Annotated in this window: 20 protein-coding genes; 16 read left to right on the forward strand and 4 right to left on the reverse strand. The window is 67.1% G+C overall.

Going from position 1 to position 22163, the window contains the following annotated elements:
- Position 1: 1 nt before the first annotated feature.
- Positions 2 to 979 carry a DUF58 domain-containing protein gene (locus tag BMW87_RS27185; RefSeq protein ID WP_093050743.1) on the reverse strand — a complete coding sequence of 326 codons (978 nt, stop codon included), beginning with the start codon at positions 977 to 979 and terminating at the stop codon, positions 2 to 4.
- Positions 976 to 1896, reverse strand: a complete 921-nt coding sequence (locus tag BMW87_RS27190) for an AAA family ATPase (RefSeq protein WP_093050740.1) — start codon at positions 1894 to 1896, stop codon at positions 976 to 978. Before BMW87_RS27190 ends, BMW87_RS27185 begins: the two co-directional genes overlap by 4 nt.
- A gap of 80 nt (positions 1897 to 1976) precedes the next feature.
- Between BMW87_RS27190 and BMW87_RS27195 the strand changes: the two genes are divergently transcribed.
- The 12 genes from BMW87_RS27195 (at position 1977) to cydX (ending at position 16695) form a co-directional block, all read left to right on the forward strand.
- Positions 1977 to 2930 carry a histone deacetylase family protein gene (locus BMW87_RS27195; protein WP_093080179.1) on the forward strand — a complete coding sequence of 318 codons (954 nt, stop codon included), beginning with the start codon at positions 1977 to 1979 and terminating at the stop codon, positions 2928 to 2930.
- A gap of 46 nt (positions 2931 to 2976) precedes the next feature.
- On the forward strand, positions 2977 to 4257 hold the full coding sequence (locus tag BMW87_RS27200) for a mechanosensitive ion channel family protein (protein WP_093080181.1): 1281 nt from the start codon (positions 2977 to 2979) through the stop codon (positions 4255 to 4257).
- A 135-nt stretch (positions 4258 to 4392) separates the two neighbouring features.
- Positions 4393 to 5142, forward strand: a complete 750-nt coding sequence (locus BMW87_RS27205; RefSeq protein ID WP_093080184.1) for an electron transfer flavoprotein subunit beta/FixA family protein — start codon at positions 4393 to 4395, stop codon at positions 5140 to 5142.
- 2 nt (positions 5143 to 5144) lie between these two features.
- Positions 5145 to 6077, forward strand: a complete 933-nt coding sequence (locus tag BMW87_RS27210) for an electron transfer flavoprotein subunit alpha/FixB family protein (RefSeq protein WP_093080186.1) — start codon at positions 5145 to 5147, stop codon at positions 6075 to 6077.
- Between the two features lie 74 nt (positions 6078 to 6151).
- Complete coding sequence (locus BMW87_RS27215) at positions 6152 to 7942, forward strand: acyl-CoA dehydrogenase (RefSeq protein WP_093080189.1); 1791 nt, start codon at positions 6152 to 6154, stop codon at positions 7940 to 7942.
- A gap of 79 nt (positions 7943 to 8021) precedes the next feature.
- Positions 8022 to 8984, forward strand: coding sequence for an NAD(P)H-dependent flavin oxidoreductase (locus tag BMW87_RS27220; RefSeq protein ID WP_093050722.1), 963 nt, complete (start codon positions 8022 to 8024; stop codon positions 8982 to 8984).
- A gap of 59 nt (positions 8985 to 9043) precedes the next feature.
- Positions 9044 to 10156: an acyltransferase family protein gene (locus tag BMW87_RS27225; RefSeq protein WP_093080249.1), complete on the forward strand. Its 1113-nt coding sequence runs from the start codon at positions 9044 to 9046 to the stop codon at positions 10154 to 10156.
- 156 nt (positions 10157 to 10312) lie between these two features.
- A complete protein-coding gene (cydD, locus tag BMW87_RS27230) occupies positions 10313 to 12001 on the forward strand; it encodes a thiol reductant ABC exporter subunit CydD (protein WP_093080192.1) in 1689 nt (562 codons plus the stop codon).
- Positions 11998 to 13710: a thiol reductant ABC exporter subunit CydC gene (gene cydC / locus BMW87_RS27235; protein WP_093080194.1), complete on the forward strand. Its 1713-nt coding sequence runs from the start codon at positions 11998 to 12000 to the stop codon at positions 13708 to 13710. The genes cydD and cydC overlap by 4 nt, the downstream gene beginning before the upstream one ends.
- A gap of 44 nt (positions 13711 to 13754) precedes the next feature.
- Positions 13755 to 15374, forward strand: a complete 1620-nt coding sequence (locus tag BMW87_RS27240; protein ID WP_093050710.1) for a cytochrome ubiquinol oxidase subunit I — start codon at positions 13755 to 13757, stop codon at positions 15372 to 15374.
- Complete coding sequence (cydB, locus tag BMW87_RS27245) at positions 15371 to 16525, forward strand: cytochrome d ubiquinol oxidase subunit II (RefSeq protein ID WP_093080197.1); 1155 nt, start codon at positions 15371 to 15373, stop codon at positions 16523 to 16525. The genes BMW87_RS27240 and cydB overlap by 4 nt, the downstream gene beginning before the upstream one ends.
- 20 nt (positions 16526 to 16545) lie before the next feature.
- Entirely contained in the window at positions 16546 to 16695 is a 150-nt protein-coding gene (gene cydX, locus BMW87_RS27250; RefSeq protein ID WP_093050704.1) for a cytochrome bd-I oxidase subunit CydX, read from the forward strand.
- Between the two features lie 11 nt (positions 16696 to 16706).
- Here cydX and BMW87_RS27255 read toward each other — a convergent pair whose 3' ends face one another.
- Together BMW87_RS27255 and BMW87_RS27260 are read right to left on the reverse strand one after the other, a co-directional pair.
- On the reverse strand, positions 16707 to 17288 hold the full coding sequence (locus tag BMW87_RS27255; protein WP_093050701.1) for a GbsR/MarR family transcriptional regulator: 582 nt from the start codon (positions 17286 to 17288) through the stop codon (positions 16707 to 16709).
- 49 nt (positions 17289 to 17337) lie between these two features.
- Complete coding sequence (locus BMW87_RS27260) at positions 17338 to 18363, reverse strand: AraC family transcriptional regulator (RefSeq protein ID WP_093080199.1); 1026 nt, start codon at positions 18361 to 18363, stop codon at positions 17338 to 17340.
- 111 nt (positions 18364 to 18474) lie between these two features.
- Between BMW87_RS27260 and BMW87_RS27265 the strand changes: the two genes are divergently transcribed.
- Genes BMW87_RS27265 through BMW87_RS27280 form a run of 4 tightly spaced genes read left to right on the forward strand, consistent with a single transcriptional unit; the run spans position 18475 to position 22147 of the window.
- The gene (locus BMW87_RS27265) at positions 18475 to 20034 is read left to right on the forward strand and encodes a long-chain-fatty-acid--CoA ligase (RefSeq protein WP_093080202.1); all 1560 of its coding nucleotides are present in this window, start codon (positions 18475 to 18477) and stop codon (positions 20032 to 20034) included.
- A gap of 40 nt (positions 20035 to 20074) precedes the next feature.
- Entirely contained in the window at positions 20075 to 21259 is a 1185-nt protein-coding gene (locus BMW87_RS27270; RefSeq protein WP_093080204.1) for a lipid-transfer protein, read from the forward strand.
- Positions 21260 to 21272: 13 nt separating this feature from the next.
- A complete protein-coding gene (locus BMW87_RS27275) occupies positions 21273 to 21713 on the forward strand; it encodes a MaoC family dehydratase N-terminal domain-containing protein (protein WP_093080207.1) in 441 nt (146 codons plus the stop codon).
- A 14-nt stretch (positions 21714 to 21727) separates the two neighbouring features.
- A complete protein-coding gene (locus BMW87_RS27280) occupies positions 21728 to 22147 on the forward strand; it encodes a MaoC family dehydratase (RefSeq protein ID WP_093080210.1) in 420 nt (139 codons plus the stop codon).
- Positions 22148 to 22163: the final 16 nt, after the last annotated feature.

Below are 22163 nucleotides of genomic sequence, written 5' to 3' on the forward strand. Positions count from 1 at the left end.
TTCAGCACAGGGCCAAGGCCTCCAGGCAGGCCCGCCGGTGGGCTTCGCCCTGGGACGGCTTCACGACCCGGCCCGCCACCCGCACGCCGTAGTCCACGCCCAGCCGGTCTGACATCAGCACCCAGGCGCACAAGCGCGAGATGCGGGCCTCGGTGTCCGCGAGGCCGGTGGCCTGTGCATCGAGCCAGAGTTCTTCGCGCTGGGTCTGCTGCGTGTCGCGGCTGACGAGGTCTTCCGACCCGGCTGCCTGCGCCCGCGCGGCCTTCTTCCAGACCACGAGCTTCAGCGGATCGCCGCGCCGGTAGGCCCGCACGCCGTCGTATTCGCCGGCGTTGTGCGCCCGCAGCGCGGCGGACACTGCCGCTGGCCCCGACAGGGGCTCGCCCGGCGGGAGCGGCGGCGGATGCGCTTCTGGCGTGGGGTACACCAGCATCTGCGCGGCCGGCCGCCAGACCGTCCACACGCGGAACGTGCCGAGCGGGAAGCGCGTTTCCGCCGTCAGCGGCGGCACCGGATGCAGCCCGCGCCGCTCGGGCTTGAATGCGATCTCGACGGTCGACGTGCCCTCGGCCGGCACGTCGGTCCAGGCCCATTGCCCGCTGCCGCGCACGGCCATGCCGATGCCGTAGCGCACGCTGCGGCGCGTGTTGTGCAGCACCACCCGGAAGACGGCGGCGGCGCCTGCGTAGTGGGCGTCGGGCGCCACCATGTGCATGGCCAGTCCGCGCAGCGTGCCGTGGCAAACGTGCATGCCCACGGCCACGCTGCCGGCGAGCAGGAAGGTCAGCAGGTAGCCCAGGTTGAGCTGGTAGTTGATCGAGGCGATCAGCAGCACCAGCAGCGTCGCGGCCAGCGTCCATCCAGCCCGCGTGGGCACGATGTAGACATTGCGCTGCGTCAGCTCCAGTGTGTCCGACGGCGGACGGCGCGACAGGAACCAGCCGTCGATGCGCGAGCGGAGGGCGCCTGCAGGGCTCACGGCAGCGGCACTGCGGCGATCATGGCGCGCACCTGCTCGACGGCGCCGCGGCCTGCGTCGCCAACCGGCGTGAGGCGGTGCGCGATCGTCTGCGGCAGCACGGCCTGCACGTCATCGGGAGCGACGTAGTTGCGGTTGGCCAGCAGCGCCTGCGCCTTGGCCGCGCGCAGCACCGCGATGCCGGCGCGCGGCGACAGGCCCTGCAAAAACCAGCGGCCAGAGCGCGTGGCCGCGATAAGGTCTTGCACGTAGTTGAGTAGCGGATCGGCCGCATGCACCTGCTGCACACGCTGCTGCAGGGCGGTCAGCTCGCCGGCGGTCAGCATCGCGGGCAGGGAGGCCAGCATTTCGCGGCGGTCGACGCCCGAGAGCAGCTGGCGCTCGGCGGCGCGGTCGGGGTAGCCGAGCGAGATGCGCATCAGGAAACGGTCGAGCTGCGACTCGGGCAGGGCGAAGGTGCCGAGCTGGTCCTGCGGGTTCTGCGTGGCGATCACGAAGAAGGGCGTGGGCAGGGGACGGGTCTCGCCTTCGACGGTGACCTGCTTTTCTTCCATCGCCTCGAGCAGCGCACTCTGGGTCTTGGGGCTGGCGCGGTTGATTTCGTCGGCTAGCAGCACCTGCGCGAAGATCGGCCCGGGGTGGAACACGAAGGCCTGCTGGCCCCGGTCGTAGATTGCCACGCCCGACAGGTCGCCCGGCATCAGGTCGGCGGTGAATTGCACCCGGGAGAACTGCAGCCCGAAGGTGTGCGACAGCGCGTGGGCGAGGGTGGTCTTGCCGACCCCCGGCACGTCCTCGATCAGCAGGTGCCCGCCCGCCAGCAGACAGGCAACGCAGTCGCGCACTTGGGCCTCTTTGCCCACGATCACCGTGTTAAGCTGAGTTAACAAAGTGGCTAGCTTTGCAGCAACGTCCATATTTGTATCCATATGCAAACGATACCGTAAGACCTGCCGGCCCCATGCCGCGTGAGGTCTAGACGTGGCGACAGAGACACATGGGCAAGACAGGCTACTTCACACATCGCGACTTCTGGAAGCACGACATGGGCGGGGGGCATCCCGAATGTCCCGGGCGCCTGGATGCCATCGAAGACCGCCTGCTGCTTACCGGCGTGGGTGACGCACTGGAGCACTGCGAGGTGCCGCTGGCCACCCTGGAGCAGCTCACCCGGGCGCACAGCACGGAGCACGTCGAGTACCTCGAGGAACTGCATCAGCGCCTGGTGGCCGACGAGCCCGCCGGCGGCCCCGACCACGCGCAGGTCGATCCCGACACGATGCTCACCCGCTTCACTCTGCTGGCCGCGCGCCGCGCCGCCGGCGCCGCGATTGCCGCGACCGACGCGGTGATTGCCGGCGATCTGGAAAACGCCTTCTGCTCGGTGCGCCCGCCCGGCCACCATGCCTGCCGCGAGCAGGCGATGGGTTTCTGCTTCTTCAACAACATTGCCATTGCCGCGCGGCACGCCATCGACGTGCACGGCCTGGAGCGCGTGGCCATCGTCGACTTCGACGTGCACCACGGCAACGGCACCGAGAACATCCTGTCGAACGACCCGAACGTGCTGATGGTCGGCTTCTTCCAGCATCCGTTCTATCCGTACAGCGGCACGGTGCATCCGGCATCGAACATGCTGAACCTGCCGATCCCGGCCTACACCCGGGGCATGGACGTGCGTGAGCTGATCGAGGCGATCTGGATGCCGCGGCTGGAAGAATTCAAGCCGCAGATGATCTTCATCAGCGCCGGCTTCGACGCCCACCGCGAGGACGACCTGGGCCAGCTTGGCCTCAACGAGAACGACTTCGCCTGGATCACGGGCCGCATACAGGATGTTGCCAGGCGCCATGCGAAGGGCCGTATCGTCTCGATGCTCGAAGGCGGCTACAACCTCGATGCGCTGGCGCGCAGCGTGGAAGCCCACATCCGCGTTCTCGCGGACCTGTAACGCAGCCGGCGCGAATGGCGCCCACGCTTCCGTTTTCTTTCAATAGATGAATTTCAACGATTTCACCCAACGCCTCGCCCAGGTCGATGCGCGCGGCATCGGCGTCGAATTGGTTGCGCTGGTGGCCTGCGTGGCGCTGGCCTGGGCCGTGAGCAAATGGTTCGGCCGCGACCAGCCCAAGGACTCGATCTGGTTCGGCGAAAGCACCTTCGACGGACTGCTGTTCCCGCTGCTGGCGCTGGTGCTCACCGATCTCGCCCGGCGCGTGGTGATCGATTTCCAGACCGTGCTGGTGCTGCGCATCGCGGTGCCAGTGTTCCTGTCGCTGGCGGTCATCCGGCTGTTTGCGCGGGTGCTGCGGGCGGTGTTCCCGGCGTCCAACGTCGTGCGGCTGATCGAGCGCACAGTCTCCTGGCTGGCCTGGATCGCGGCGGTGCTCTGGATCGTCGGACTGCTGCCGCCGGTGCTGGCCGAACTCGACCAGATCACGCTGGCCTTCGGCAAGACGCGCGTGAGCCTGCAGACGATCTTCCAGGGCGTGCTGTCGGCGGGGCTGGTGCTGGTGATCTCGCTGTGGATCTCCAGCACCATCGAAAAACGCATCCTGCGCGAGGCCGTCACCGACCTGTCGATGCGCAAGGTGGCTTCGAACGCGGTGCGCGCCTTCCTGCTGCTGGTCGGCCTGCTGTTCGCGTTGTCGGCGGTGGGGGTGGACCTGACGGCGCTGTCCGTGCTGGGTGGCGCGCTCGGCGTGGGCCTTGGCTTCGGGCTGCAGAAGCTGGCGGCCAATTACGTGAGCGGCTTCGTGATCCTGCTCGAACGCTCGATCCGCATCGGCGACAACGTGAAGGTCGACACCTTCGAGGGCCGCATCACGGACATCAAGACCCGCTACACCCTCATTCGCGCGGGCAACGGACGCGAGGCCATCGTGCCGAACGAATCGCTCATCACCAGCCGGGTGGAAAACCTGTCGCTGGCCGACCGCAAGTTCAACATCACGACCACCATCGTGGTCGGCTACGAGAGCAACGTGGCGCAGGTGCAGACCATCCTGTGCGATGCGGCCAAGGCCCAGCCGCGCGTGATGAGCGACCCGGAGCCCGTGGCCTTCCTCATGAACTTCGCGCCCGACGGCCTGGAGTTCACGCTGAACTTCTGGGTGGCCGACCCCGACAAGGGCAAGGACAACCTGCGCTCGGCCATCAACATCGCCATCCTCGACGGGCTGCGCGGCGCGGGCATCGACATTCCCTATCCGCAGCGGGTGGTGCGTGTGGAGTCTTTACCGGATGGACTCGCCCAGGCACCCAACGCTGTTTTATAATCACGGAAAAGCACGATCGTTCTTTTTTCTTGGCGCCTGCGCCGATGAGAAGAACGGAGAGGCCGCAAAGGTCGCGTCCTAGAATGACCGGCTGCCCTCGAAGCCCCCTTTTTGCAATCCAATGGAGTCAAGTCAATGAAGGTTCTTGTACCTGTCAAACGGGTCGTCGACTACAACGTGAAAGTGCGCGTCAAGAGCGACGGCACCGGAGTGGACATTGCCAACGTCAAGATGAGCATGAACCCCTTCGACGAGATCGCCGTTGAAGAGGCCGTGCGGCTGAAGGAAAAGGGCGTGGTCACCGAAGTCATCGCCGTCTCGTGCGGTGATGCCAAATGCCAGGAAACCCTGCGCACCGCCATGGCCATCGGCGCCGACCGCGGCATCCTCGTGGAAACCACCGAAGAACTGCAGCCCCTGGCCGTGGCCAAGCTGCTCAAGGCGCTGGTGGACAAGGAACAACCGTCGCTCATCATCCTTGGCAAGCAAGCCATCGACGACGACGCCAACCAGACCGGCCAGATGCTGGCGGCTCTTGCTGACCTGCCCCAAGCCACCTTCGCCTCCAAGGTCGAAGTCGCTGGCGACAAAGCCACCGTCACCCGCGAAGTCGACGGCGGCCTGGAAACCATCTCCCTGAGCCTGCCGGCCGTCATCACCACCGACCTGCGCCTGAACGAGCCGCGCTACGTCACGCTGCCCAACATCATGAAGGCCAAGAAGAAGCAGCTCGACGTCTTCAAGCCTGAAGACCTGGGCGTCGACGTCAAGCCGCGCCTGAAGACCCTGAAGGTGGCTGAGCCCCCGAAGCGCGGCGCCGGCATCAAGGTGCCTGACGTTGCAACGCTGGTGGACAAACTGAAGAACGAAGCGAAGGTGATCTGAACATGACCGCACTTGTTATTGCCGAACACGACCACGCGACCGTCAAGCCCGCGACCCTCAACACCGTGACTGCTGCACTCGCCTGCGGCGGCGATGTCCATGTGCTGGTGGCCGGTGCCAATGCAGCCGAAGCCGGCAAGGCCGCCGCCCAGATCGCTGGAGTCTCCAAGGTCATCGTGGCCGACAGCCCCAGCCTTGCGGAAAACCTCGCCGAGAACGTCGCCGCTCAAGTGCTGGCCATCGCCGGCAACTACAGCCACATCCTGTTCCCCTCGACCGCCAACGGCAAGAACGTCGCGCCTCGCGTGGCTGCCAAGCTCGATGTGGCCCAGATCAGCGACATCACCAAGGTCGACAGCCCCGACACCTTCGAGCGCCCGATCTATGCTGGCAACGCCATTGCCACCGTGCAGAGCAGTGACGCGACCAAGGTGATCACCGTGCGTACGACCGGCTTCGATGCCGCAGCAGCCACGGGTGGCAGCGCAGCCGTCGAAACGGCCGAAGGCGTCGCAGACAGCGGCAAGAGCAGCTTCGTGGGCCGTGAAGTCACCAAGAGCGAACGCCCCGAGCTGACCGCAGCCAAGATCATCGTCTCGGGTGGCCGTGCCTTGGGCAGCGCCGAGAAGTTCACCGAAGTGATGGCCCCTCTGGCCGACAAGCTGAACGCAGGCCTTGGCGCCAGCCGCGCAGCCGTCGACGCAGGCTACGCCCCCAACGACTGGCAAGTGGGCCAGACCGGCAAGATCGTCGCCCCGCAGCTGTACATCGCAGCAGGCATCTCCGGCGCGATCCAGCACTTGGCCGGCATGAAGGACTCCAAGGTGATCGTGGCGATCAACAAGGACGAAGAAGCCCCGATCTTCTCGGTGGCCGACTACGGCCTCGTGGCCGACCTGTTCACGGCCGTGCCGGAACTGGTGAAGGCGCTCTGATCGCATTGCTGCACTGAGCCAGAGGGCATCGTTCGCGATGCCCTTTTCGTATCCGCTGTATCTGGAGACAAGACATGAGCTACACCGCCCCCATCAAGGACATGCTGTTCGACATCGAGCACCTGGCCAACATAGGCGAGATCGCGAAGCTGCCGGGCTTCGAAGACGCCGGCCTCGAAACCGCGCAGGCCGTCCTCGAGGAATGCGCGCGCTTCAACCAGGACGTGGTCGCGCCGCTGAACGTGGCGGGCGACCGCAACCCCTCGTCGTTCAAGGACGGCGCGGTCACCACCACGCCGGGCTTCAAGGAAGCTTTCGCGCAGTACGTGTCAGGCGGTTGGCAGGGCCTGCAGCATCCGGCGGACTTCGGCGGCCAGGGCCTGCCCAAGACCATTGGCGCGGCTTGCGGCGAGATGCTCAATTCGGCCAACATGAGCTTCGCGCTGTGCCCGCTGCTGAGCGACGGCGCCATCGAGGCGCTGCTCACGGCCGGCTCCGACGAGCTCAAGGCGGTGTACCTCGAAAAGCTTGTGAGCGGCCAGTGGACCGGCACGATGAACCTCACCGAGCCGCAGGCCGGCAGCGACCTCGCCATGGTGCGCAGCCGCGCCGAGCCGCAGCCCGATGGCACCTACAAGGTGTTCGGCACCAAGATCTTCATCACCTATGGTGAGCACGACATGGCCGAGAACATCGTGCACCTCGTGCTGGCCCGCGTGACCGGTGCGCCCGAGGGCGTGAAGGGCATCAGCCTGTTCGTGGTGCCGAAGTTCCTCGTCGGCAAGGACGGCTCGCTGGGCGAACGCAACGACGTGCACTGCGTGAGCATCGAGCACAAGATGGGCATCAAGGCCTCGCCCACTGCCGTGCTGCAGTACGGCGACCACGGCGGCGCAGTGGGCTACATCGTCGGCCAGGAGAATCGCGGCCTCGAATACATGTTCATCATGATGAACTCGGCCCGCTATGCGGTGGGCATGCAGGGCATTGCGATTGCGGAGCGCGCCTACCAGCACGCCGTGGCCTACGCAAAAGACCGCGTGCAGAGCCGCCCGGTCGATGGCTCCATCAATGCCAGCGCGCCCATCATTCATCACCCCGACGTCAAGCGCATGCTGATGACGATGCGCGCCTACACCGAAGGCTGCCGCGCGATGGCCAGCGTGGCCGCTGCCGCCTACGACGCAGCGCACCATCATCCCGACGCGGACGCGCGCAAGCAGAACCAGGCCTTCTACGAATTCATGGTGCCGCTGGTCAAGGGCTACAGCACAGAGATGAGCCTCGAAGTGGCATCGCTCGGGGTGCAGGTGCACGGCGGCATGGGCTTCATCGAGGAGACCGGCGCGGCGCAGTACTACCGCGACGCCAAGATCCTGACGATCTACGAAGGCACCACCGCCATCCAGGCCAACGACCTCGTGGGCCGCAAGACCGCACGCGACGGTGGCCAGACCGCAAAGGCGATTGCCGCGCAGATCGAGAAGACCGAAGCCGAACTCGCCAAGAGCGACAGCCCCGCGGCGGCTGCCGTGCTCAAGCGCCTGAAGGCCGCGCGCCTTGCGTTCATCGACGTGGTCGATTTCGTGGCCGGCCAGACCAAGGCGTCGCCCAATGCGGTGTTCGCCGGCAGCGTGCCCTACCTGATGCTCGCGGGCAACCTCGTGGCAGGCTGGCAGCTCGCGCGTTCGCTGATCATTGCGCAGGACCTCGCTTCGCGCAGCTTCGACACCGACTTCATGCTGGCGAAGATTGCCACCGCGCGCTTCTATGCCGAGCACATCCTCAACAAGGTGCCGGGCATCCGCGACAGCATCGTCGACGGCGCCGAGAGCGTCACGGCGATGGCGCTCGACGCCTTCTGACGCACCGCCGCTGTCGCCCATCTGACGGGCGATGGCGGCTTCTCTCTCTTATAAAACCGAACCCATCTCCGGAGACGACATGTCCAAGCTGCCCCCCGTACTCGCGAACCTGCCGCTGCCGATCATCGGCTCGCCGCTGTTCATCATCAGCAACCCGAAGCTCGTGATTGCGCAATGCAAGGCGGGCGTGGTCGGCTCGATGCCGGCGCTCAACGCGCGCCCCGCGGCGCAGCTCGAAGAGTGGTTGATCGAGATCACCGAAGAGCTCGCGGCCTACAACAAGGCCAATCCCGACAAGCCTGCCGCCCCGTTCGCCATCAACCAGATCGTGCACAAGAGCAATGACCGGCTCGAGCACGACATGGAGATGGTCGTGAAGTACAAGGTGCCGATCGTCATCACCTCGCTGGGCGCGCGCACCGACGTGAACGACGCGGTGCACAGCTACGGCGGCGTGACGCTGCACGACATCATCAACAACAAGTTCGCGCAGAAGGCGATCGAGAAGGGCGCCGACGGCATCATCGCCGTGGCGGCCGGCGCTGGCGGCCACGCGGGCGTGAAGAGCCCGTTCGCGCTGGTGCAGGAGATTCGCCAGTGGTTCGACGGCCCCATCGCGCTGTCGGGCTCCATTGCCACCGGCGGTGCGGTGCTTGCCGCGCAGGCCATGGGCGCCGACTTTGCCTACATCGGCACGGCCTTCATCGCGACCGAGGAAGCGCGCGCGAGCGACGATTACAAGCAGGCCATCGTCGACGGTAGTTCGGACGACATCGTCTATTCGAGCCTCTTCACGGGCGTGCACGGCAACTATCTCGCGCCCAGCATCGTCAAGGCCGGCATGGACCCGGCCAACCTGCCCGAGGGCGACGTGAAGACCATGAACTTCGGCGGCGGCGAAGGCAGCAAGGCCAAGGCCTGGAAGGACATCTGGGGCTCGGGCCAGGGCATTGGCGCCGTGACCGAAGTGGCCAGCGCCGCGGCCTTCATCGAAAAGCTCAAGCGCGAATACCAGGAAGCAAGGCAACGGCTCGCGCTTTGACTGCCACTGCGAACGGCGCCGCGCCTGCTGCCGGCGCGCCGCCGTCATCGCTGGGGCGCATGCCGCTGCTCGACGCGGCGAAGGGCATCGCCTGTGCGGTGATCGTTGGACATCATCTCTCGCGCTATGGCCCGATGCCGGCAGGCGCGTACGCGCTCGCGCCTGATTTCTTCTCGTGGCTGGCCAACGAAGGCCGGCTGGCGGTGCAGGTGTTTCTCGTCATCGCCGGCTTTCTTGCAGCCGCCAGCCTCGCGCCCGACGGCATGCTGCGCGTGGAGCGGCCGGTGACGCGCATCCTGCAGCGCTATGGGCGGCTGGTCATGCCGTACCTCGCCGCGCTCACTGTGTGCGTGCTGGTCGCGGCGGTGGTGCGGCCGTGGCTCGATGAAGAGGTTGTGCCTGCGTCGCCGACCTTCGGGCAACTGGTCGCCCATGGATTGCTGCTGCAGGACTTGTTGGGCTACGAGTCGCTGTCGACGGGCGTCTGGTACGTGGCCATCGACTTCCAGCTGTTCGCGCTGGCGCTGGCACTGGTGGGCCTGCCCACGATGCTGCAGCGCTCCAGCGGCTCGCCGCCGCTGAGCGCACAGGCGCGCTGGATGCCCGTGGCGCTGGTGCTCGGGCTGGCTGTGGCTTCGCTCGCGCTCTTCAATCGCAATGCCGGGCTGGACGACACAGCCTTCTATTTCTTCGGCACCTACGGTGTGGGCATGCTGGTGTTCTGGATCGGGCGCGCGACACGGTCAAGCACCTGGCAGAGCGCGATCGCATTGCTTGCGCTGGTGGGGGCGGGCGCACTGGCTATCGACTGGCGCAGCCGTATCGCCACGGCGCTGTTCACGGCACTGCTGATTGCCATTGCGCAGCGCCGCAACTGGCTGTCGCCTAAGCACTGGCCTGCCGTGGCCCTGCCTTTGTTGCGGCTGGGGCGTATGTCGTACTCGCTGTTCCTGATCCACTTCCCGGTGCTGCTTGCCATGAATGCGGCGGTTGCGAATTCCGGGCCGCACGGTGCGTGGTTCGACGCGGTCGGCCTCGTGGCGACCTTCGGCCTGTCGGTAGCTGCGGCGGCGCTGCTGTACCGCTGGGTGGAAGCGCGCCCGGCCTCGTGGCGCGCGGTGTTCACGCTTTTTGCTGCGCTGCTGGTTACCGGGCTAGTCGTTTCTCATTAAGGACAGGGGCGCCCGCGCAGGCGCACTGGCCGAATCTTCCTGAACCCGGTTGCGCTCGAGCGCCGGAGCGTGCAGTCTGCGGGCTCGTCAGTCGCTCGCATCTTCGGTATGATTGTGGAGATTTCAGTAATTACTGAAAATACACGAAACCAAGGAATGACCAAGCACTCGCCATCCCGATCGCCGCTGCGGGCTTTCGCGTCGCCTGACGTCGGCGGGGTGGTGCAGGGTGCCGCGGCGCTGTTCTGGCTGCCGCAGGCGGCGCTGCTGGCGATGGCGGTGCAGGGACTGGCTTCCGGGCGCGGTTTCGCTGCCGTGATCTGGCCCGCCGGCGCGATCCTGCTGCTTGGGCTGCTGCGGGCGGGTTGCGAGGCCTGGGGCGCTCGCCGGACCTTTACTCGTGCACGTGCACAACTCACGGCGCTGCGCGAGCAAACGGCCACGGCGCTGGCCGGCAGCTCGCCGCTGGACCGCAGCCGCGCGCCTTCCGGGCTCGCCGCCAGCGTGCTCGCCGAGCAGGCCGAGGCTCTGGTGCCGTACCTCGTGCGCTACCAGCCCGCGCGCTGGCGCGCGACGGTGGTGCCGATCTTCATCCTGTGCGCGGTGGCCGCCTTTTCATGGGTGGCCGCGCTGGTGCTGCTGTTCGCGGCGCCGCTCATTCCGGTCTTCATGGCCATCGTCGGCTGGCGCGCCAAGGCTGCGAGCGAAGCGCAGATGGTGGAGATGGGCGGCATGAACGCCTTCCTGCTCGACCGGCTTCGCGGGCTGGCGACACTGCGTGCGCTAGATGCGGTGGAGACCACGGCGCAGCGGCTGGGCGATGCAGCGCAATCCCTGCGCCGACGGACGATGGCGGTGCTGCGCATCGCGTTTCTCTCGTCAGCCGTGCTGGAGCTTTTCTCGGCGCTGGGCGTGGCGATGGTGGCCGCGTACGTCGGCTTTCACCTGCTGGGCTCGCTCGGCTTCGGCGCTTGGGGCCGGACGCTGAGCCTGGGCGAGGGGCTGTTCGTACTGTTGCTGGCGCCGGCGTTCTTCGAGCCCCTGCGAGAGCTGTCGGCGGTCTGGCATGACCGGGCTGCAGGTGAAGCGGCGCTGGAGGCACTCGACCGCTTGCAGCGCAACGACCTGCCGCTGCCTGGTGCGAACGCCTCGCTGACGCGCGCCGCGACGGGCGTGCCAGGCGGCGCGCCGACCATCGCCATCCACAACCTGCATTTCTCCTGGCCCGGCGAGCAGCAAGAGGTCTTCGAAGGCTACGAGCTTCGCATCGCGGCAGGTGAACACATTGCGCTGATGGGCCCCAGCGGCTCTGGCAAGACTGCATTGCTCTCAATACTCGCAGGCCTCGTGCCCGCCACGCGCGGCGAGATCTCGATCGGCGGCGTGGCGCTCACGGACCACACCGTGGCGGCGCTGCGCCAGCGCATGGCGTGGATGGGCCAGGCGCCGCACGTCTTCGCCGGCTCGGTCGAAACCAACGTCGCATTGGGGCGCATGGGCGTGGACACCCCACAGGTCGCCGAAGCCATGCGCTTCGCATCGCTCGAAGCCGTGACGCAGGCGCATCCCGGTGTGACGCTAGGCGAGGGTGGCCATGGCCTGTCTGGTGGAGAAGCCGTGCGACTTGCCCTCGCGCGCGTCGCGGTGCACCCGCACGCCGACCTGCTGCTGATAGACGAACCGACAGCGCACCTCGACACCGAAACCGCTGAGCGCGTCGCCGACGCTCTGGTGGCACTGGCGCGCGGCAAGACCCTCGTCGTCGCCACGCACGACCCGGTGCTGGCGGCTCGCATGGACCGCGCGGTGAACCTCGGCGCAGAAGCGCTGGAGAAGGCCGCATGAAGGCGACGCCAATCCACGCCACGAATTGGCGCGATCTGCGCCTGGTCCTGCGCCCCTTCCTTGCCGCGCAGCCACGTCCTCTTCTGCTCGGCTGCCTGCTCGCCGCAGTCACCGTGCTCGCGGGGATGGCGCTACTCGGCCTCTCGGGCTGGTTCATCACCGCGACCGCATTGGCCGGCCTGCACGCGGCCACCGCCTTCACCTTCGACGTGTTCATGCCCTCCGCCGGAATTCGCCTGCTGGCACTCGGTCGTACGGCATCGCGCTATGGCGAGCGGCTTGTGACGCACGACGCGACCTTCGCCGTGCTCGCAGCGCTGCGCGTTCGCCTGTTCCGCGGCTGGGCAAAGGCCGAGGCGGCGCGCGAGTTGCTGATGCGCCCGGCCCGCCTGCTGTTTCGTTTGACGGCGGACATCGACGCGCTGGAATCGCTCTACCTTCGCCTGCTCGTGCCAGCCGCCGCAGCGCTCGGCGCGGCATTGCTGGCCGGCGTGGTGCTCGGCTTCATGCATGTCGCCATGGGCCTCGCGCTGATGCTCTGGCTCGTGACCGTCGGCTGGGGCATCGCGTTCGTCGTCGTAAGGCGAGCACGCCGGCCGGCCGTGCAGCGGGCGCATGCCATCGAGGCGCTGCGCGCACGCGCAGTCGATCTGGTGGCAGGGCAGACCGATCTGGTGATGGCCGGCCGCATCGGCGCGCAGCGCCAGGCGTTGATGAACGCCGACATGCATCTCGCAAAGGCCGACCTGGCATTGAACAAGCTCGAAGCGGCGGCCGGCTTCGCCTATGGCAGCGCGGGCACCCTGACCCTCGTCGGCGTGCTGCTTGCCGTCGGCCTGCTGGTGGGCGAGGGCGTCATCAGCCCGCCGGCGGCGGCACTGGCGCTGCTGGTGGCGCTCACTGCCACCGAGCCCTTCGCGGCCTTGCGCCGCGGTGCGCTCGATGCGGGCCGCACGTGGCTGGCGGTGCGGCGACTTGCACCTCGCATGAGCGAGGAGTCCGTCTCAACGTCAACGTCGAACAAACCCGATGCGACGCTCGCATTGCAACTGCAGCGCGTCACCGTGGTCCACGATGGCAGCCGCACACCCGTCCTGAGCGACGTGACCTTGACCCTGAACGCAGGCGAGCGCGTCGCATTGATCGGCGCGAGCGGCGCAGGCAAGTCGACGCTGCTCGCCGCCATCGCAGGCGAAATCACGCCGCAGTCCGGCAGCAAGAGCGCACAGCCCGCATGCCTTCTGACCCAACGCACCGAACTCTTCCAGGACAGCCTGCGCGACAACCTCCGCCTCGCCGCGCCCAACGCCACCGACGCCCAACTGCATGCCGTACTGCACGCAGCAGGCCTCAAAGACGAGGTGCGCGCACTGGCCACGGGCCTCGACACCCGGCTCGGCGAAGGCGGCCTGGGCCTCTCCGGCGGCCAGTCGCGCCGCCTTGCGCTGGCCCGCCTGCTGCTGCGCCCGGTGCCCCTCTGGCTGCTCGACGAACCCACCGAAGCGCTCGACGCCGCCACCGCACACGACGTGCTGCAACGCCTCGCCCGACACGCAGGCCCACGCACCTTGCTGATCGCCACTCACCTGCGCCGCGAAGCCGCGCTCGCCGACCGCCTCGTGTGCATGCGCCAGGGCCGCATCGTCGCCGACCTGCGGCGCGGCACTGAAGCCTTCGACGCCGCACTGCGCAGCCTGCGCCCCGACTGAACACTTACAAAGAAAAAACAGGCAACCCAAAAGGAAGAACCCCCATGGACCTCGACATCGTCGCGCTATCGCGCCTGCAGTTCGCCGTCACGGCGCTGTACCACTTCCTGTTCGTGCCGCTGACGCTCGGGCTTTCGATCATCCTCGCCATCATGGAGACGGTCTACGTGATGACCGGCCGCGTGATCTGGCGCGACATGACGAAATTCTGGGGCGTGCTGTTCGGCATCAACTTCGCGATGGGCGTGGCCACCGGCATCGTGATGGAGTTCCAGTTCGGCATGAACTGGAGCTACTACAGCCACTACGTCGGCGACATCTTCGGCGCGCCGCTGGCCATCGAGGGGCTGATGGCCTTCTTCATGGAGGCCACCTTCGTCGGGCTGTTCTTCTTCGGCTGGGACAAGCTCTCCAAGGTGGGCCACCTGATCTCGACATGGGCCGTGGCCATCGGCTCCAACTTCTCGGCGCTGTGGATCCTCATTGCCAACGGCTGGATGCAGAACCCCGTGGGCGCGGCCTTCAACCCGCAGACCATGCGCATGGAAGTGACCGACTTCTTCGCGGTGCTGACCAACCCGGTGGCGCAGGCCAAGTTCGTGCACACCGTGTCGGCGGGGTACGTGTGCGCCGCCGTGTTCGTGCTGGGCGTGTCGGCCTGGTATGTGCTCAAGGGCCGTCATCTCGAACTGGCCAAGCGCTCGATGACGGTCGCGGCCTCGTTCGGCCTGGCCGCCGCGCTGTCGGTGGCCGTGCTCGGCGACGAGAGCGGCTATCTCTCGGGCGAGCACCAGAAGATGAAGCTGGCCGCCATCGAAGCCATGTGGGAAACGCAACCCGCGCCTGCCGCCTTCACCGTCATCGGCTTCCCCGACCAGGAGGCGCGCGAGACGCACTACGCCATCCACATCCCCGCGGTGATGGGCCTGATCGGCACGCGCTCGCTCAACACAGTGATGCCCGGCATCGACGAGCTCGTGAAGCGCGCTGAAGCCCGCATCCGAGAAGGCCTCAAGGCGTACGACGCACTGCAGAAGATCCGCGAGGCAGGCGGCACCGGCAAGGTGACGCAGGGCGTGCGCGGGGACTTCGAGGACAACGGCATCAACATGGGCTACGCGCTGCTGCTCAAGCGCTACGTGGACGATCCGCGCACAGCGACGGACGAGCAGATCACCAAGGCCGCATGGGACACCGTGCCGCAGGTGGCGCCGCTGTTCTGGCTGTTCCGCGTGATGGTGGGCATCGGCATGCTGCTGATCCTGCTGACGGGCACCTTCTTCGTGCTCTCCGCGCGCCGCAAGCTCGACAGCTACCGCTGGCTGCTGAAGCTCGCCGTGTTCGCGATCCCGCTGCCGTGGATCGCCATCGAGTCGGGCTGGCTGGTTGCTGAGTTCGGCCGCCAGCCGTGGGTGATCGAAGGCGTGCTGCCGACGGCTGTAGCTGTGTCGAACCTCGGCGTGAAGACGCTGCTGCTCACGCTCGCTGGCTTCATCGCGATCTACACCACGCTGCTCATCATCGAGATGAAGCTGATGCTCAAGGCCATCCGAAAGGGGCCTGAAGCCGAGCATGCGCCGGACGAGGGCGACACGCTCTCGCACATTCCGCCGGCCCACGCAGGCGCGGCCATTCCTTCTCCTTCCACCGGGAGCGCAGCATGATCCTCCACACACTCCTCGACTACGACACCCTGCGCATCATCTGGTGGCTGCTGATCGGCGTGCTGCTGGTGGGCTTCGCCGTGACCGACGGCTTCGACCTGGGCAGCGGCATGCTGCTGCCCTTTGCCGCGCGCAACGACATCGAACGCCGCGTCGTCATCAACAGCGTGGGCCCGGTGTGGGAAGGCAACCAGGTGTGGCTGATCCTCGGCGGCGGCGCGATCTTCGCGGCGTGGCCGCAGTTGTACGCCGTGTCTTTCTCGGGCTTCTACCTTGCGATGTTCGTGATTCTCACGGCGCTGATCCTGCGGCCCGTGGCCTTCAAGTTCCGCAGCAAGCGCGAGTCGCCGCAGTGGCGCGCGCGCTGGGACTGGGTGCTGTTCTTCAGCGGCTTCGTGCCCGCGCTGATCTGCGGCGTGGCCGTGGGCAACGTGCTGCAGGGCGTGCCGTTCCGCTTCAGTGCCGACATGCACATCTTCTACGACGGCAGTTTCTTCGGCCTGCTGAATCCGTTCGCGATCCTGTGCGGGCTGGTGTCGGTGGCAATGCTCGTGATGCACGGCGCGGCATGGCTGCTGCTGAAGACTGCCGGGCCGGTGGCCGAGCGTGCACGCACCTACGGCATGGTTGCCGCCGTGCTCACCATCGCGCTGTACGCGCTGGCCGGTGTGCTGCTGGCAACGAGCATCGGCGGCTACCGCATCAGCAGCGTGGTCGATGCGGTGGGGCCATCGAACCCGATGCTGAAGACGGTCGAACTGCATGCCGGCGCGTGGACCGTCAACTACGCGGCGCACTCGTGGACGCTCGCCGCACCGGCGGCCGGCTTCGTCGGCGCACTGGGTGCTTTGCTCGGGCTCGCGTTGCGCCGCCCGGTGCTCGCGCTGCTGACCGCGGCGCTCGGCATCGCCGGCATCATCCTCAGCGTGGGAGCGTCGATGTTCCCGTTCATCCTGCCGTCGTCGATCGATCCGCGCGCCAGCCTCACGGTGTGGGACTCGTCGTCGAGCCACCTCACGCTGTTCATCATGCTGGTGGTCACGGCCTTCTTCATTCCGCTGATCGCGGCCTACACCAGCTGGGTCTATCACGTGCTGTGGGGCAAGGTCGACGAGCAGGCCATCCGCGATGAGAGCGGCCACGCCTACTGAACGAACAGAGGAGAAAAAAGATGTGGTACTTCGCCTGGATCCTCGGCCTGCCGCTTGCAGCCGCTTTCGCCGTACTCAATGCGATGTGGTACGAACTCATGGACGACGAGGCCGTGCGCAAGGCCAAGCTCGGAACGCCCGAGCCGCCGGCGGGGCAGGAGCGGCTCTAGAGGCTCCAGGCCTATTCGGCGGCCTTCTTCTTCGACGCTGCGCCGCCGGTGATGCGGTCCTTGAGCGTCAGCACCTTCGTCACGGTCGCGCCCATGCCCATGAGCTTCATGGCGGTCTCGGGCGCGAGCCGCTGCACGTCGTCGAACCACTTCATCAGCCGGTCGATCAGGTCGTGCATTTCGCGCATGCGCTCCTGCGCGTGGCGCTCGGCGTCGCTCGTGGGCGATTCGAGCAGGGCGTTGCGCAGCATCGAGAGCGTGGGCTCGATCTCGCGGCGGCGGCGCTCCTCGGCCAGCACGCGAAAGATTTCCCACACGTCCGAAGGCGCCTCGAAGTATTCGCGTCGGTCACCCGGGTGATGCCGCAGGTGCACCAGCCGCCAGGCCTGCAGCTCCTTCAGGCCCATGCTGACGTTCGAGCGCGAGAACTCGAGCAGCTCGGCGATCTCGTCGGCGTTGAGCGCGCGCTCCGACAAAAAGATCAGCGCGTAGATCTGCCCGACGGTACGGTTGATGCCCCACTTGCTGCCCATCTCGCCGAAATGGGCGACGAACTGGCGGTTGAGGGGAGGGAGATCGGAGGAAGTTGCCATGCGCCGGATTGTCGCGCGGATGGCTGTAATTTCGGAAAGTCCTGAAAACTCAATCCGCTGGCGCGCGCCGCCGGTACGACCCCGGCGCGCCTCCCGTCCATGCCTTGAAGGCCCGCTGGAACGCCGCGCTGTCGGCAAAGCCCAGCTCCTCCGCCAGCACCGCGAGCGGCACGGTGCTGGTGTTGAGCCGCACGATGGCGAGGTCGCGCCGCAACTGGTCTTTCAGCGCCTGGAACGAGGTGCCCTCGGTCGCCAGGTGCCGCTGCAGCGTGCTGACCGACATGTGCAGCACGTTCGCCGTTGTCGCGAGGTCGGCCCATGCCGGGCGGTGCTGCTGCAGCACCGCACGCACGCGCGCACTCACCGCCTGCTCGGCCAGCCGCGGCAGGATCACGTTGGCCGGCGCGGCCGCCAGAAAAACCTGCATCTCCTGTGCGTCGCGGTGCACCGGCGTGTCGAGCGCGCTGGCGTCGAACCACACGGCCGACAGCGGCTGGCCGAACTGCAGCGGCCCCGGGAACACCTTGGCGTAGCCGTCCGCATAGGGCGGCAGCTCGAAGCCGAAGTCGAAGCGGCGCGCCACCAGCCGGCCGCCGTGCAGCCATGCGAAGAGCCGCCAGTACACCCGCAGCATCAGCTCGTGCAGAAAGTTCTGGTGCGTGGCGGGCTGGATGTTCAGCCTCACGCCGAAGCCCGCAAGCGGGCCTTCGTGCAGCAGCACCAGCGACAGGTCGTCCTGCAGCAGGCTGAAGGTGTGGGCCACGCGGCGCAGCGCCACCTCGAAGGTGCGCGCGCCCAGCGTGGAGCGCGTCATCAGCGCAAAGCTGCCGCGGCGCAGGCGCCGGGTGAGAAAGCCCAGTGCCTCGTCGTCCATCCGGTCCATCAGCAGTGCGAACAGCGCCACGTACTGCTCGGCCGTGATGCGCGCGCCGGTCTCGTCGAGCAGGGCGGCGGCGATGCCCGCGTCTTCCAGTGCCATGTCGATATCGATCGGCGCTTCGCCGCCGCGCGCACGAATGCCCGACAGCATGCCGTGGACGAAGGCGATCGGAATGGTGACGGGCGGTTGCAGCATGAGTCCTGTCGATTGACGTTTTCTGCCATGCGATCGAAGCGAAGTGCAATCGCCGGGCAGCCGCCGGATTTCTACCATGCGGCTACACAAGAACGAGACGGAGACAAACCCATGTACCTCACCCAGGGCCTTCACCGGGCCGTGCAGCAGTGCCCCGATGCCATCGCCGTGCGCTTTGCCGGCCGTGCACGGAGCTTTCGCGACTTTGCCGAACGGGTCGCACGCCTGGCCGGTGCGCTGCAGCGACTGGGCATGCAGGCGGGCGACCGCGTTGCCATGCTGTCGCTCAACTCCGACCGCTATCTCGAATACCAGATGGCCGTGCCCTGGGGCGGCGGGGTGCTCAACCCCTGCAACATCCGCTGGTCGGCTGCCGAGATTCTTTACTCGCTGGAAGACTCGGGCTCCAGCATCCTGCTGGTCGACGAGACCTTCCGGCCGGTGGTCGAGCAGATGCGTGGCCAGTCGAAGAGCCTGCGCGAAGTCGTCTACTGCGGCGACGGCCCGGTGCCGCCCGGCATGCACAGCTACGAAGGCCTGATCGACGCCGCCCAGCCGGTGCTTGATGCCGTGCGCCGCGGCGAAGACCTGGCCGGCATCTTCTACACCGGCGGTACCACCGGTTTCCCCAAGGGCGTGATGCTGAGCCACACCAACATCTGCAGCTCGGCGCTCGCGGCGCAGGCAGAAGGGCTGGCCCCGGCCGGCGGCTGCTACCTGCATGCCGCGCCGATGTTCCACCTGGCCGACATGGGCCTGGCCACGCCGCACTGGTTTGCGGGCAACACGCACGCGATCATTCCGATGTTCACGCCCGAGGGCGTGCTCAACGCCATCGAGCGCGACCACGTCACCAGCCTGCTGCTGGTGCCCACCATGATCCAGATGCTGGTGGACCACCCCGCCATGCGGGAGCCGCGCGACCTGAGCAGCCTGAAGAACATCACCTACGGTGCCTCGCCAATCTCCGAAGCCGTGCTGAACCGCGCGATGGAGGCCTTTCCGGGTGTCGGGTTCGTGCAGGCCTACGGCATGACCGAGCTGTCGCCCATCGCCACGCTCAACCCCGCGTACTTCCACACGGCCGAAGGCCGCAAGCACGGCAAGCTGCGCTCGGCGGGCCGTGCCGCCGTGTGCATGGAAGTGCGCATCGTCGATGCCGACGACAGGGAGGTGCCGCGCGGCACCGTCGGCGAAGTGGCCGTGCGCGGCCCCAACGTGATGCAGGGCTACTGGAACAAGCCCGAGCAGACGGCCGCCGCGCTGCGCGACGGCTGGATGCACACCGGCGACGGCGCCTACATGGACGACGACGGCTTCATCTTCGTGGTCGACCGGCTGAAGGACATGATCATCAGCGGCGGCGAGAACGTCTATTCGGCCGAGGTAGAGAACGCCATCAACCAGCACCCCGCGGTGGCAGCCTGCGCCGTCATCGGCATCCCGAGCGAGGAGTGGGGCGAGGCCGTGCATGCCGCGCTGGTGCTCAAGCCGGGGCAGGCAATCAAGCCCGAGGAGCTGATCGCGCACTGCAAGACGTTGATTGCCAACTACAAGTGCCCGCGCAGCGTGGCCATTCTCGACGCGCTGCCGCTGTCGGGCGCCGGCAAGGTGCTGAAGACAAAGCTGCGCGAACCCTTTTGGCAAGACCGCCAGCGAGGCGTAGCCTGAGCCTGTCTGTTTTCTTATTCGAACCTCCAAGGAGCCTCTCATGAGTCAAGACGTCTATGTCGTCGGGGTCGGCATGATCCCGTTCACCAAGCCGGGCGCGAACCAGCCCTATCCGCAGATGGCCGCCCATGCCACGAATGCGGCGCTGAAAGACGCCGGCATCGGCTACGAGCTGGTGCAGCAGGCCTACGTAGGCTACGTGTACGGCGACTCCACCGCCGGGCAGCGCGCGCTGTATGAAGTGGGCATGACGGGCATTCCGGTCGTCAACGTCAACAACAACTGCTCTACCGGCTCGACCGCGCTGTTCCTCGCGCGCCAGGCTGTGGCCAGCGGCGCCGCCGACTGCGTGCTGGCGCTCGGCTTCGAGCACATGAGCCCCGGCGCGCTCGGCGCGGTGTTCAACGACCGGCCCAGCCCCTTCGACCATTTCGAAAGCATCACCGACGAGCTGGTCGGCAACGAGCAGGTGCCGCTCGCGCTGCGCTACTTCGGCGGTGCAGGGCTCGCGCACATGCAGCAGTTCGGCACGCAGATGTCGACCTTCGCGAAGATCCGCGCCAAGGCCAGCCGCCACGCGTCGAACAACCCGGTGGCGCTGTTCCGCACCGTCGTCACCGAAGACGAGGTGATGGCCGCGCCCGTCATGTGGCCCGGCGTGATGACGCGGCTGATGGCCTGCCCGCCCACCTGCGGCGCAGCCGCGGCCATCGTGTGCTCGGCCCGCTTTGCCGAACGCCACGGGTTGGACCGCAGCGTGCGTATCAAGGCGCAGGCCATGACCACCGACCGGCCCATCACCTTCGAGAGCCGCGACATGCGCGAGGTGGTCGGCTTCAGCATGGCGCAGGAGGCCGCGCAGAAGGTGTACGACGCGGCCGGCGTCGGCCCGCAGGATGTCGACGTGGTCGAGCTGCACGACTGCTTCGCGCACAACGAACTCATCAGCTACGAGGCGCTGGGCCTGTGCCCGGTGGGCGGTGCCGAGAAGTTCGTGGTCGATGGCGACAACACTTATGGCGGCAAGGTGGTGACCAATCCATCGGGCGGGCTGCTGTCGAAGGGGCATCCGCTCGGGGCCACGGGGCTGGCGCAATGCACGGAGCTGGTCCAGCAGCTTCGGGGCACTGCCGACAAGAGGCAGGTCGAGGGTGCGCGGATGGCGCTGCAGCACAACCTCGGGCTGGGCGGCGCCTGCGTGGTGACGCTCTACGAGCGCGTCTGAGAAAGGCCACTCGATGATCGACAAGAAATGGATCGGCCACGAGCTGCCGCCTTCGGTGCTGCCCATCGAGCGCAGCCGCCTGCAATTCTTCGCCAAGGCCATCGGCGAGACCGACCCCGTCTACACCGATGCCGCCGCCGCGCGCGATGCCGGCTACTCCGACCTGCCCGCGCCGCCGACCTTCCTGTTCGCGGCCGAGCTTGACTCGGGTGCGTCCGACCGGTTGCTGGCCGACCTGCAGATTCCGCTGTCGAAGCTGCTGCACGGCGAGCAGGGCTTCAGCTACCACCGGCCGGCCTGCGTGGGCGACACGGTGACGGTGCGCTCCACCATCACCGACATCTACGACAAGAAGAACGGTGCGCTCGAATTCGTCATCAAGACATCGCGCGCCACCAACCAGCGCGACGAACTGGTGGCCGAGTTGCGCACGGTGATCGTCTGCCGTCATTGAAGGAACCCGCACCGATGAATGCCCTGACCTACGACGCCGTGAACATCGGCGACGAGTTGCCTTCGCTGCAGCTGCCGCCTGTGAACCGCACCACGCTCGCGCTGTTCGCCGGCGCCTCGGGGGACCACAACCCCATTCACATCGACACCGATTTCGCGCGCAAGGCCGGCATGCCCGACGTGTTCGCGCAGGGCATGCTGGGAATGGCCTGGCTCGGCCGGCTGATCACGCAGTGGGCGCCGCAATCGCAACTGCGCCGTTTCGACGTGCGCTTCCAGGGCATCACGCACCTGGGGCATGCGGTGCGGTGCAGCGGGCGCGTGGTCGAGAAGCTCGAGCACAACGGCGAGCGCTGCGTGCGCGTCGAGGTGCTCAGCGCCAACCAGTATGGGCAGACGCGCATCGCGGGCGAGGCGCTCGTCGCGCTGCGCTGAGATCAACCGAAGAAAG

Source organism: Variovorax sp. OV084, assembly GCF_900111625.1.
Lineage (GTDB): Bacteria > Pseudomonadota > Gammaproteobacteria > Burkholderiales > Burkholderiaceae_C > Variovorax.